The 13815-nt window shown below is 40.7% G+C and carries 10 protein-coding genes; 1 reads left to right on the top strand and 9 read right to left on the bottom strand.

Annotation, left to right across the window (positions count from 1 at the left end; all coding sequences use genetic code 11):
• Positions 1 to 6: 6 nt before the first annotated feature.
• On the top strand, positions 7 to 1434 hold the full coding sequence (gene sbcB / locus P3L37_RS07945) for an exodeoxyribonuclease I (RefSeq protein WP_109911592.1): 1428 nt from the start codon (positions 7 to 9) through the stop codon (positions 1432 to 1434).
• Between the two features lie 71 nt (positions 1435 to 1505).
• On the opposite strand, the gene dld is transcribed toward sbcB, so the two are convergent.
• The 9 genes from dld to yieE form a co-directional block, all read right to left on the bottom strand.
• On the bottom strand, positions 1506 to 3245 hold the full coding sequence (gene dld / locus P3L37_RS07940) for a D-lactate dehydrogenase (protein ID WP_109911591.1): 1740 nt from the start codon (positions 3243 to 3245) through the stop codon (positions 1506 to 1508).
• A 300-nt stretch (positions 3246 to 3545) separates the two neighbouring features.
• A complete protein-coding gene (locus P3L37_RS07935) occupies positions 3546 to 4931 on the bottom strand; it encodes an APC family permease (protein ID WP_109911590.1) in 1386 nt (461 codons plus the stop codon).
• The gene (locus tag P3L37_RS07930; protein WP_004253162.1) at positions 4921 to 5133 is read right to left on the bottom strand and encodes a hypothetical protein; all 213 of its coding nucleotides are present in this window, start codon (positions 5131 to 5133) and stop codon (positions 4921 to 4923) included. Before P3L37_RS07930 ends, P3L37_RS07935 begins: the two co-directional genes overlap by 11 nt.
• Before the next feature lie 360 nt (positions 5134 to 5493).
• Positions 5494 to 7476 carry a ligand-gated channel protein gene (locus P3L37_RS07925; protein ID WP_109911589.1) on the bottom strand — a complete coding sequence of 661 codons (1983 nt, stop codon included), beginning with the start codon at positions 7474 to 7476 and terminating at the stop codon, positions 5494 to 5496.
• Positions 7477 to 7734: 258 nt separating this feature from the next.
• Positions 7735 to 8523: an ABC transporter ATP-binding protein gene (locus P3L37_RS07920; protein WP_109911588.1), complete on the bottom strand. Its 789-nt coding sequence runs from the start codon at positions 8521 to 8523 to the stop codon at positions 7735 to 7737.
• Positions 8517 to 9611 carry a FecCD family ABC transporter permease gene (locus P3L37_RS07915; protein WP_109911587.1) on the bottom strand — a complete coding sequence of 365 codons (1095 nt, stop codon included), beginning with the start codon at positions 9609 to 9611 and terminating at the stop codon, positions 8517 to 8519. The genes P3L37_RS07920 and P3L37_RS07915 overlap by 7 nt, the downstream gene beginning before the upstream one ends.
• A gap of 19 nt (positions 9612 to 9630) precedes the next feature.
• Positions 9631 to 10794 carry an ABC transporter substrate-binding protein gene (locus tag P3L37_RS07910; protein WP_109911586.1) on the bottom strand — a complete coding sequence of 388 codons (1164 nt, stop codon included), beginning with the start codon at positions 10792 to 10794 and terminating at the stop codon, positions 9631 to 9633.
• A 220-nt stretch (positions 10795 to 11014) separates the two neighbouring features.
• Positions 11015 to 12505, bottom strand: coding sequence for an amino acid permease (locus P3L37_RS07905; protein ID WP_109911585.1), 1491 nt, complete (start codon positions 12503 to 12505; stop codon positions 11015 to 11017).
• 406 nt (positions 12506 to 12911) lie between these two features.
• Positions 12912 to 13775 (bottom strand): DNA-binding transcriptional regulator YeiE, encoded by an 864-nt coding sequence (gene yieE / locus P3L37_RS07900; protein WP_004911888.1) that lies wholly within the window; start codon positions 13773 to 13775, stop codon positions 12912 to 12914.
• Between the last annotated feature and the right edge of the window lie 40 nt (positions 13776 to 13815).

Below are 13815 nucleotides of genomic sequence, written 5' to 3'. Positions count from 1 at the left end.
AAAACGTTGCAAGATAATAAAAAACAACCGACCTTTTTTATTCATGACTATGAAACCTTTGGTAAGCGCCCTGCTCTCGATAGGCCTGCGCAGTTTGCAGGCGTTCGCACTGACCTTGATTTTAATATCATTGAAGAACCCGAAGTTTTTTATTGTGCTCCGGCTGATGACTATTTACCGCAACCTGAAGCCGTCATGATCACTGGGATCACCCCGCAAGTCGCATTATCTCAAGGCATAAATGAAGCCGAGTTTGCTAAACGAATTCATGCGGCTTTTAGTGTCCCTAATACCTGTATTATGGGCTACAACAATATTCGTTTCGATGATGAAGTTACGCGTAATATTTTTTACCGAAATTTTTACGACCCATATGCATATAGTTGGCAACAAGGAAATTCGCGTTGGGATTTACTCGACACTTTGCGTGCCTGTTTTGCGCTTCGCCCTGAAGGTATTCAATGGCCAGAAAATGAAGATGGTTTACCGAGTATGCGTTTAGAACATTTGACCAAAGCAAATGGGGTTGCTCATGAAAATGCACATGATGCAATGTCTGACGTTTTAGCGACTATAAATATGGCAAAACTGTTGAAAGCCGCTCAACCGCGAATGTTCGATTACTTTTATCAGTTAAGAAATAAAAATAAAATAAGTCAACTTATTGATATTGTAGAAATAACACCATTAGTTCATGTCTCTGGTATGTTTGGCGCATTGCGCTCTTATGTCAGTTTAGTCGCTCCACTTGCTTGGCATCCCGATAACAAAAATGCCGTTATTATGTGCGATTTATCTGCCGATATCTCACCATTAATTGAGTTAGACGTTCAACAATTACGTACCCGATTATATACGCCTAAAGCTGAATTGGCGGGCGCTTCTCCCGTTCCTGTAAAATTAGTTCATATTAATAAATGCCCAATTTTAGCGCCAGAAAAGACACTGCGCCCAGAAGATGCACAGCGAACAGGTGTTGACCGTGACTTATGTATGCGCAATCTGGAAACCTTACGCAAGCACCCTGAAATTCGTAATAAACTAATTGAGTTATTTAGCGAGCCTCAAATATTTGCAGAGTCAGATGATGTCGATACACAAATTTATAATGGTTTTTTCAGTCCTTCTGACCGCTCAACGATGGATATTATTCGTGAAACTTCCCCACAGAACTTACCTGCATTGGAATTAAGTTTTGAAGATAAGCGCATGAAAGAACTTTTCTTTCGCTATAAAGCACGTAATTACCCTGCAACCTTATCTTATGATGAGCAGCAGCGCTGGTTACAGCACCGTAGAGACTACTTTAATGAAGAGCGTTTAACTGAATATATGCAACAAATACAGCTATTACTTGTAGAGCATCAACATGATGAAAAGCGTTGCCAGCAATTAAAAGCATTGATTAATTATGCGAGAGACCTCGCCAGCTAATTTAGTCATAAAAAAGCAGATATTGAAATGCTTACCAATACCTGCTTTTTTTCATTTATATGACACGTGCCTTAATGGTCATGAGAATGACCGCAACCACAATCCCCTTCCCAATTTTTTCGTTTAGTTGTTTTACCTAAACCGGGGTTCATTGTATTTGTTGGGTCAGATTGCTTATAGAACGATTTCAACTGTTCAGGGGCTTTATATAAATGACCTACGTTATGCTCTGCAGGATATTGAGCGCCTCGTTCATCTAACAAAGCTAACATTTTTTCTTTTAGCTCTTTCGGGTCTACGCCTTTTTTCAATACATAATCCTGATGCATAACATGGCACATAAAGTGGCCACAGTATAATTTATGCACCAATAACTTTTCAATTTCTGGTGGTAACGTTTCAAACCAATTTCTATCATTGCGGCGTAATGCGATATCAAGAGGTAAAACATCTTCCACATCTTTGTTGTGGACAGCATGATAACGAACCGCAGAACCCGCAGCAGCAAAACGATGTAAAAATGCTTTTGTTCCCTCCTCGGGTGTACATTCAAAATAGCCGCCATCTGCGCTTGAAAAATAAGATTTTAGCCAAACTTTAGCTTCATCAATGCCGTCTCCAGCCATTTTTAACATTAAGTGGTGTTCGTAACGATCACGGAACTCTTTCATACGAGGCGGCAAATGGGAGGGCCATAATTTACTGAGAACCTGCATAGTACGGTCAATCAGATTTGATGGCAGGAATGGGACTTTATTTAATACCGCATCAATTCGCCCTTTAATGGTGAAAAACATTGGCATTTTGTCAGTGCCGAATTTATCAATCATTAAAAAGGTATCTTTGCCATAAACTTCTGCAATATCGAAGCAACCGCGATGCATATATTCACCTGCTACTGGCAGGTTTTTAAATTCACTCAAAATATAACGACGGATATCTTCCAAAACATCTGGATTATTAGAACCGATATAAAATACCTGTGTTTTTTTATCTGCAGGGAAAGTATCTAAGCGAACAGCAAATACGGCTAATTTTCCAGCGCACCCTGATGCTTCAAATAGACGGCGTTCATCAGCATTAAAGCGTGATGGTGTATCGGCATCGACATCACGAACGCGTTCTGCATATTCGTGATCAGAGGCTAATTTATCGCTAACTTGTACGTCTTCACTGCTATAACCGCGATTTTGCAGATTTGTCAGAATTTCTTCTGGGGTGTCCCCTAAATCGATACCAAGATGATTTACCAATTCTACTTTGCCATCATCATTGACTCGACCATAGAGAGCCAGCTCCGTATAAGCAGGACCTCGGCGTACTAGCGACCCACCAGAACTATTACAAATCCCCCCAACTACAGAAGCACCAATACACGAAGACCCAATCAAAGAGTGCGGTTCGCGCCCTAATGGTTTTAAGATTTTTTCCAGATCGTACAAAGTGCTTCCCGGCATCGCAACCACTTGGTTAAATTCTGGTAAAACTTGAATTTGGTTTAATTTCAATGTACTAATGATGACGATATCGCGATCATAATCATAACCGCTCGGTGTTGACCCTTCGGTTAACCCTGTATTCGCTGCTTGCATCAGGACAATTTTGTCCGCTTCAACACACGCCTTGAAAACATACCATTGTTCGAGCAATGTTGTTGGAAATACAACCGCGATTGCATCCCCCATACCAGAGCGAAAGCCTTTGCGATAACGTTCTGTTTTATGCGGCTCTGTTAAAATATTTTTTTTGCCAACAATATTCCTAAGCGTCAGTAATAACCGTTGATTCTCAGGTTTCTTTGCATCATTCATTTGTGTGCCTTATTAATCGAATTCGTAATTATCATAGTTATGCATTATGTGTTGTAACAACAATATCACATAATATTATGATGTTAATAGGCTACACGCTTTATCTTAAATAATTCTTAACGGGTAAAAAAATAGCGCCTCAAGGACGCTATTTGAACAATTCTAATTCTGAGTATATTCAAAATAGTTCGTGTTGTAGCAAGGCGCCGAGCAAAACGAGCATGGGGAGCATACATAAGTATGTGACCCATGTCGTTTTGAGAACGCAACGCAGCTACAGCGCGAAATATGAAGAATATATTAGATGTCGCTCATTTGCGGCATAGGACGCTTAAACATACGCGTTAAAACAGCCATATAAACTAAACCAACCGCAGTCCAGACTAAACCATATACCATTGAATCTTCTTCAATATTTAGCCATAACACACAGACTGTTAATGTCCCTATGACAGGCAAAATCAAATAGTTAATGATATTTTTAGCCCCAGTCATACGGCGTTCACGAATAAAGAATTGGCTGATAACCGAGATATTCACGAAGGTAAACGCGATTAGTGCACCAAAGTTAATTAATGCAGTCGCAAAATCCATTTCAAACCAGATAGCGCCTAGTGCTAAGAAACCAACCATTAATACGTTATATGCAGGAGTGCGCCACGTTGGGCTAACATAACCAAATACTTTTTCTGGGAATACCCCATCACGCCCCATTACATACATCAAACGCGCACTACCCGCATGAGCCGCCATACCTGACGCTAATACCGTAACACATGAGAACACCAGAATGATTGACTGGAAGAATGTTCCAGCAACAAAACGCATAATATCTGGTTGTGTTTCATTAATATTCTTAAAGCGTGATACATCAGGGAAGTATTGCTGTAAGAAGAAAGAAACGGTAATAAAGATAACCCCACCAATTAACGCAGTTAAGAAAATAGCACGCGGGATAACTTTACCTGCATTTGGCGTTTCTTCTGACAGTGAGCTTAATCCGTCGAAACCTAAGAATGAAAAACAAAGAATTGTCGCCCCAGCTATCAGCGGAATCACTTCGGTTTTTTCATTAGCAAATGGGTTAAAGGTCCAAATTTCTCCTGTACCTTCACCGTTAGTGACACCGTGGATAACAAGCCCAGTAAACACAGCCATGACACCAACTTGGATAATCGCAATCACGGTACTTAAGTTCGCTATTACGTTGATACCGCGTAAGTTTGCTGCCGTCATTAATATGACTAGACCCACAACAAAAATCGCTGGTTCAACATTAGGGAAAATATCTTGTAAATAAATTTTAGCCAATAAGATGTTGATCATTGGCATAAAAATATAGGACAGCAAGGATGTCCAACCCACCAAAAAGCCAATATGAGGGCTCATTGATTTTTGGGCATAAGTGTACGCTGAACCGGCTGATGGGAAACGCTTCACCAATTTACCGTAGCTCAGAGCAGTAAACAGTATCGCAGCAAGTGCAATAATGTATGAAGTTGGAACATGTCCACCGGTTTTATCTGACACCATTCCGAAGGTATCAAATATCGTCATTGGCTGGATATACGCAATACCGATCATCACTACTTGCACCAATGTTAAGGTTTTTGCAAGTTGTACGCGGTTATTCGCACCCGTTTGATTGTGACCGATGTCTAATGGAATTGGAGTATTATTTTGCACGTCTAAGCCCTCCCATAACTTTCGATTGCATACTACTTCGGCTTAATCGACAGTTACTGGGAAGACTTTGCATCTGCCTATAGGCAGAGAAAAACGAAGAAAGGGAGAAAGGCGTGTGAGCGAAGCCACCGAGAGCCCCGTAGTCATCGATACGGCAGCCGCCAGCGCCTGGCCCTGCTGCGAATGCGAAAAAGTAAGCCATAAAAGCATTCCTCAAATCGGTAGCGAAAAATGTTTGCTACACGTAAATATTAAAATTATCTCTCCGGCTCTATGTCCGGCCCCGCTAGAATGAACGTTCCTAAAAACAAAAAAACCGATGCTTCATTTGATTAAGCATCAGTTATTTTTTAGTTCGCGCATTTTGCACGCCATAACTCGAAATAGCAAGTTAAATTGTTAACAAATCACCCTATTTTCCATGAGAAATTTTGATTATTTCTGACTTTTTGCCATATCTGCTTATAACCTCTTTTTCTTATGATTTTTATCAGGTTTTAATCAACAAAAAACCCTTTGGTAGAAGCCAAAGGGTTTGGATTAATCGAAATTATTTTTTCGATTAGAAGTTGTAGTTGATACCGATATTGTAGCGACGGCCTTCTAATTCAGCACCGTAAGTCGCATTATCGATTCGGCGATCTAATACGTTATATACGCCACCAACAATGTTCGCATTCTTGTTAAGCTGATAACTTGCACCTAAATCAAACAAAGCATAAGATGCTGTACCACTTGACATTTTTTGTCCGCGACCTTGGTATTCAGAGGTTTTTCCACGGAAATTCATACGTGTCCATGTTTCTAAATCTTCAGTTGTTTGCCATGTCAGTGTGGAGTTAGCCATATGTTTAGGCTGCTTATTTAATGGCTTACCTTTATTTACACCACTTTTCTGTTCAGTATCAGTATAGGTGTAGTTAGCTGCAAAACTTAAGTCATCCACAATACGCCAGTTGAAAGTTAGTTCAACACCGCGCATTCTTGCTTTATCAACGTTCGCTTTATCGCTAATGAAACGATACGGTTGGTTAGGTTTGTCACCTTCACCATCTTGAGCTACTGTACATGCTCTTACTGTGCTACTATTTTCTTCACAACGCCTAACTTCAGTAATTTTATCTTTAAAGTCAGTGTTATAGATAGTTATCCCCGCAGTAATATTATCTTGATTGTTCCAGATAACACCAATTTCTTCGGTCACACTTTTCTCTGGTTTTAAGTCAGGATTACCATAAATAACGGCATTACCTGCATTACCACCTGTTGCTTGTCCCCAGTTTGCAGACGATTCACGCAAGCTTGGTGCTTTGTAACCTGTAGTTACCCCACCTTTAATTGTCCATTGTTCATCAGCATGCCATACACCATACAAACGTGGAGTCCAGTGTGAACCGTAGTTTTCGTCTTTATCCATACGAATACCACCCGTTAACGCAAAGTCATTGGTCATTAACCATTCATCTTCTGCGAATAACGCCCAGCTATATCGTTCAAGCTGATTATACTGTTTAAATTTATTACCTTCGTCTTTCAATTTCTCTTTACGATATTGACCGCCAATACTTAAACTATGGTCACCCAGTAAAAAGACACTTTGATTACGGAAAACAAGGTCTTCTGCCGTCATTTTACGGCCTGGGTTTTTTGTCTCATCATATTGAACATAGGTATCTGTTGATGCAATATCATAAATACCCGTATGGGTTAATGCCATATGAGTCAACTCATATTTGCTAAAACCGCTACCGTCGCCTCTTTTGCTTGTATAACCTTCACGGTCATCACGGTGTTGGTTATCACGTTTAAATTCTGCGTCGAAGGTATTTTTGTCATCTGGGGTCAACGATACTGTTGCTCCACCACTCGCCATGATTTGGCGGTTAAAACCATTAATGATTTTATCTTCACCACGATGAGAATATTGCCCTTGTAGTTTTACACCCAATAACCCATCAATTAATGGCCCAGATGTATAGAAACTGCCTTGGCCTGTATTACCTGAATTTTTACGTTCTGTTAATGTTGTATCAGCACGTAAACTGGTCGTCCACTCTTGTTGTACGCGACGAGTGATAATATTAATTACCCCTCCCATCGCATCTGAACCATACAGCGATGACATTGGGCCACGTACCACTTCAATACGTTCAATAGCTGGTAATGGTGGTAACCAACCTTGTTCAATACCAGAGCCATCACTATTTGGGCGAGTTGTACGTGTGTCAACACGTTTACCATCGATTAAAATCATGGTGTATTTAGCATCCATACCACGGATGCTGATGTCTGAGCTACTGCCGCCACCGGTCACTAAAACACCCGGTACATCTTTTAATGCGTCAGTCACATCACGGTAAGCTTTAGTTTCGAGTTGTTCGCGCGTCACAACAGAAATAGACGCAGGTGCATCTTCAATTTTCTGTTGGTAGCCTGATGCCGTTGTCACATAGATTTTATCATTACTATCATCAGCAAATGCAGGCGCCGCAGCAATAGCCGCAATAATGCTAATTGCCACTTTTCTTTTATTAAAAACAACCATTCCCAACTCTCCAAGAGATATTTTGTTTTATATATGAATTGATTTGCTCACATTGATTTCATTGAATCAAAAAATATTTTTTATTATTGGGGTATTTAAATACCCATAGGAAATTCATGGTAAAAACCATTATATAATTCAATTAAATTTCCTGTGGGTAATTACTATTAATTAAGATTTGATTTTTTAATATTGCGCCCTCTATATTTTATTTAATGTGCTTGCCAAGTGCTGCAAGCACACTATTCTATTACTATATTAACTTGCTAATTTATCAACCAGCCCATCTATTAGGACTTGTGGCACACCTTGCGAACAACGTTCAATACGACCCCGCACGCCATAAACCTCAGCAAGGCTTTCGGGGGTAATAACCTCAGCGGGTTCGCCTTGAGCAATTAAATTACCTTGTTTCAACATTAATACATGCTCCGCATGTTTGAGCGCAATATTAATATCATGAACCACCACAACCGTGATTATATTTCGACGTTTCGTCTCTTTTGCGACTAAATCCATCACATGATATTGGTAATTTAAATCTAACGCACTTAAAGGCTCATCTAATAACAATAAGTTGGGTTGACGAATTAAAGATTGTGCCAAACCCACTAATTGTTTTTGACCACCTGAGAGTTGGTCTAAATAACTTAACGCCAAATGCTCAATACCCAATTGACGTAATAACCCCATCACTTCGTCTTTACTATTCTCATTCCTCAAACCGCCTGAAGCACGTTGAGCAACAATCACTGATTCTAAAACATACAGGTGCACACCAGCAGGTAACGTTTGCGGTAAATACACCACATTTTGTGCTCGCTGGGCAAAACTCTGTTGGGTTAAGTCTTGACCATCCAGTAATAACTGCCCTGTTGCCTTATTTAACCCCGCCAACGAACGCAATAATGTGGATTTGCCACTACCATTTGGCCCAAGTAATACCGTGATCTTGCCGCGAGGCAAGATATCCGTCGATAGGTTCTCAATTACGGGACGTTTAGGGTAACCTGCATTAAATTGGTTAATAATCAGGCCACTCATGATACGTTCCCTCTATGACGCAAAATAATACTTAGGAAGAACGGTACACCAACCAACGAGGTCACGATCCCAACAGGGATAATCACACCCGGAATAATATTCTTCGACGCTATTGAGGCCATGGATAAAATTAACGCCCCAATTAATGCACTTGCAGGCAGATAAAAACGGTGATCTTCACCAAAAATCAACCTTGCTATATGTGGCGCAACTAAACCAATAAAGGCAATAGGACCGACAAATGCCACTGCTAGCGCCGATAAAATACTAATGCGTAATAACGTTGTTAACCTTAAACGGCGCACATCAATACCGAAACTGATCGCCCTATCCTCACCCAATCTTAAAGCCGTTAGCTTCCATGAACTCATCATGGCAATTGGGAAAATAAGTGCGAAAACTAATGCCATCACCCCAAGTTTCACCCAAGTCGCTTTTGATAAACTGCCCATCGTCCAAAAGACTAAACCCTGCAAGGTATCTTCTGTTGCGATGAATTGCATCATGGAAACCAATGCATTAAAGGTGAACACAAGCGCAATACCAAACAGTACGACACCTGAAGTTGCTACACGCGTCCAACGAGTGACTGCGTCTAACATCAGTGCGGCTAACAGGGCAAAAATAAAGGCATTGGCTGATATCACCCATTGGTCAGGCACGCCTGGAATTGCAATACCAGAAACAATCGCTAATGCGGCACCGAATGCTGCTGCATTAGATACCCCTAATGTAAATGGGCTCGCTAACGGGTTATTGAGGATTGTCTGCATCTCAGCACCCGCAAGCCCTAATGACATGCCAATCACCACGGCCATCAATGCGTAAGGCAAGCGAATGTCCCAGACAATGACACGCGTTCCTGCATCAACCGACTCTGGGGTCATCAACGTTTGCCATAAGCGCTCAAGAGATAACCCTGAAGGCCCCAAGGTAAAATCTATAACCAGTGATAATAAAATTGCCGCGATGATAACAACTATCCATGTCAATCGACGGCGTAACATAGTTTGATAATGCTGTTTTACATTATCGTCAACCTGAATAGCCGCTTTTTCAGCCGTAATCATTGGCTCGCTCGTAATACTCATCAACTCTTACCCGTTTTCATTACTTTTCGCTGACCCAATATACACCGGTTGGTTCGATGGCGAGAAACTCTCGATGCAATTCTTCTAGTGTTTTTTGCGGTTCTAGATCGGCAAATTGTTCTGGGTAGAACCATTTGGCGAAAACTTGCGTCGCAATCACATTGTATGGAGAGTTATAGTAATTGTGCCAGATAGCATAATCTTGCTTATCTTTTACGGCTGATAACGAGCTAATCCCTTTACGTTCAGTAATTTTTTTCAGGCTTTTTTGTGCATCTGTTAATGTGCTTTGTGCGCCTAATTGAACGCCGGCATCTTTACTACCCGGTGCTTTTGCACCAGATGCAATGTAAATATTTGGGTCTGCTGCAATAATTTTCTCTAAGTTCATCGTACCAAGCGCGCCCGGCAAAACACCTTTAGCAATATTTTTACCACCAGCTAAATCAATAAAATTCCCCATATTTCCATCGCCAGCGGTACCACAGCAATCTTCAAAAGCACCAGCGCGTAATTCAATAAAAACACTTGGTTTTTTATCTTCTGGTATTTTCGAAGTAATATCAGTGACTAATTTTTGGTTTCTTTCATAAAAATCGACATATTTATTTGCCGCCTGTTCGCGGTTCAATGCTTTACCAAGTAAACGCATGCTTGGTAAAGTGTTTTCCAGTGGTTTATCACGGAAATCCACAAATACGACAGGTACACCAGCTTTTTCGAGCTGGCTAACTAATTCACTATTTTTACCCGGCCCATGGCCTGACAAACCAAAAATCGCAATATCTGGATTTAGAGTTAATACTTTTTCTGAACTGACGCTATCTGCACTGGTATTACCAATTAATGGAATGTTATCAATTTCAGGAAATTTCGCTTTATAAACAGCATAGGTTTGCGGGTCTAGTTTTCGAAGGTCACCTTGCCAACCTACAATTCGCTCAATGGGTTTATCACCTTCTAGCAGAGCTATTGCACTAAATAGGCGCCCTTCGCCTAATAAAATGCGATTAACATTATCAGGAACCTCAACGGTACGACCTGCAATGTCAGTCACTGTTACAGCCCAAGCGCTCATACTGGCACTTGCTAATAACGCTAAACTTATTCCTTTTACTACCGACCTAGCTACAGACTTCTTGGCTACCGACGACATAGTATTAAGCTCCACTCTTAACCTCATTGACTTACTTTTTTTTATGCGGTAACAATAAAGCAAATAAGAATACTTATCAATACGATTATTAGTTTAATCATGGCTTTCATCAATAGAATTCTGTGACCATCATCGTAAACCTAACATTCAGCCTATTTTACCGCCAAAATGCAGGTTTATTGCGCTATATATAAAAAAACAGCACCCTATTAAGAGTGCTGTTATTGATGATAGATATTTAAAAAAACTATTTATCTAAATTTTCGCGGTAACTTGGAAAGCTCATGTCTTTATAACGGATAAACGTCGTTTTCTTCGCTATCTTATAACCAAACCAAATTGCTAAAAATAACGGAATTCCAATATAAGTTGCGGTAACCCCTACCCAATCAATTTTATCTTCTAAAAAAGCTTGGTAGTTTTGACCCAACGTGATTGTTAAGCACAAAATAAAGGCAAAAATAGGACCGATTGGGAAAAAGCCTGAACGATAAGGTAAGTCATTAAGATCTCTCCCTTGTGCAATATAGCCCCTACGGAAACGATAATGGCTAATGGCAATACCTAACCAAGCAATAAACCCTGTCATCCCCGATGTATTTAACAACCACAAGTACACCGTTTGGTTGCCAAACATGGAACTTAGGAAACATAACCCTGCAACAACCGTCGTTGCTAACAATGCATAACGAGGTACGCCACCTTTAGATAAACGGGCGAAAATACGTGGAGCCTTACCTTCTCGGGCTAAGGTATACAACATACGCGTTGATGCGTACATACCGGAGTTACCTGCCGATAATACCGCTGTTAAAATAACCGCATTCATTACTGCTGCCGCAGATAATAAGCCTGCATTTTCAAATACTAAAGTGAATGGGCTTACACTAATATCTTTGACATCATTACGCAGTAAGTTTGGATCAGTGTAAGGAATGATCAAACTAATAATTAAGATTGCAAAGATATAGAATAACAAGATACGCCAAAATACTTTGCGCACGGCTTTTGGAATATTTTTAGCGGGGTCTTTCGATTCACCCGCAGCAATACCGATTAATTCAGTTCCTTGGAATGAGAACCCAACTATCATTGCCACACCAATCATGGCTGAAAAACCACCAGCAAAAGGCGCATCACCAATTTCCCAATTATGCCACCCGGCATTTTCCGCACCGCTCATGATGCCAAAAATCATTAATACGCCGACAACAATAAAAATGATGACCGTGGTGACTTTTATTAATGAGAACCAGTATTCAGCCTCACCAAACCCTTTAACCGAGATGAAATTCAGTAAGAAAATAATGGCAAGGAAAATGGCGCTCCAAATCCAACCGGGGGTATCTGGGAACCAGTAAGTCATCACTAATTGAGCGGCAACTAAGTCAACCGCAATGGTCACAGCCCAGTTGTACCAATAGTTCCACCCAAGCGCAAAGCCAAAGCCTTCATCGACATATTTTGCACCATAGGTTGCAAATGAACCTGAAACGGGCATATATGCGGCTAACTCACCTAGACTGGTCATCAAAAAATAGACCATTAAGCCAATGATAGCATAAGAAAGGAGTGCTCCGCCGGGGCCTGCTTGTGCAACCGTTGCCCCAGAGGCAACAAATAAACCTGTACCGATGGACCCACCGATAGCAATCATCGCAAGATGGCGTGCCTTTAGCTCACGGCGTAGTCTTTGTGGGCCGCCCTGCGAGATAGTATTGGTATGTTGTTCTGACATTTGTTCCCTGCATTTTATTATTCAGCTAATATCGCAGGGATTCTAGCAAAATAGACTGTGAGAACTAAGCAACTCTTCACTGTTATAAGATACCTTCATAATTCACACAAAATTATAAGTAAAATGCGTTATCTCAAAAAATTCAGTATACCCTCTTAATAAGAGGACGACGTCTTATTTTCTTTATCGTGTCAGTAGCGGCAAATGTGACTGTTCAAGGCACATAAAAAGTGCAGCCAACAACGCGATAGCCTATCACAAGTGCAACACATTCACTGCAATCCTCTATAGCTTTTAGCGTGTCGCTAGGCGGCAATTGAGACTATCCAAGGAGCATACATTAGTATGTGACTTGGGTCGTCGATTGCAGCCAACAACGCGACAGGTTAAAAGATGACGAGGATTTTTAATTACAGTAAGACAGAAGGTTAGTAATCGCATTCGAAAGATGCTTTTGGCGGTGATAAATCAAATATAGCGTTCTTTCTAAATGAAGTTCATCTATTTTTAGTTCAACTAGAGAGCCATTTTCTAATTGCTCTTCGATCACTCGACGAGATAAACAACTTATACCTATTCCATAACGAACTGCATGTTTGATCGCTTCTGAATTCCCTAGCTCCATTAAAATATGAAAGCCAGGAAGATGTGCAAATAATAATTGGTCGAGCACGTCCCGCGTACCTGAACCTCTTTCACGCAAAATCCAAGGCGCATCACGCAAATCTTTTAAAGAAACTTTTTTATTCGCCAATGGGTTTTGGGGTGAAACAAAAATAACGAGTTCATCTTTTAGCCATGCTTTTGAAATTAACTCAGGGCTATGACAAACGCCTTCGATTAACCCAACATCGGCTCTAAATTCCATGACTGCTTTAATAATTTCTTCTGTGTTACTGATAAAAAGCTCTAAAGGAATATCCGGATGGTCATGACGGTAACCCGCTAAGACTTCTGGTAAAATATAATTACCAATCGTTGTACTTGCTGCAAGACGCACGGCGCCCATCTCTTTTTTAAATAGTTGCTCGACTTCTAACCCTTGCTCTAATAATGCTAAAGCTTTGGGATATAGCAGCCTTCCGTGCTCATTCGTAACAAGTCGTTTACCCACACGGTCAAATAATTGAACGCCTAATTGACCTTCTAAATCCGTTAGCGACGCGCTGACAGCCGATTGTGAAAGTGCTAATAACTGAGATGCCTGCGTCGTGGAGCCACTTTTTAATACTTCCGTAAAAACCTCAAGTTGCCTAAGTGTAATTCGCATAAAGGTAAGCCCCAACGTGATTTTTAGTATTTGTAATAAT

Source organism: Providencia sp. PROV114 (assembly GCF_032704305.1).
Taxonomy (GTDB): domain Bacteria; phylum Pseudomonadota; class Gammaproteobacteria; order Enterobacterales; family Enterobacteriaceae; genus Providencia; species Providencia rettgeri.
Note: the sequence above shows the minus strand (reverse complement) of the source record. Positions and strands in the feature narration are given on the sequence as shown.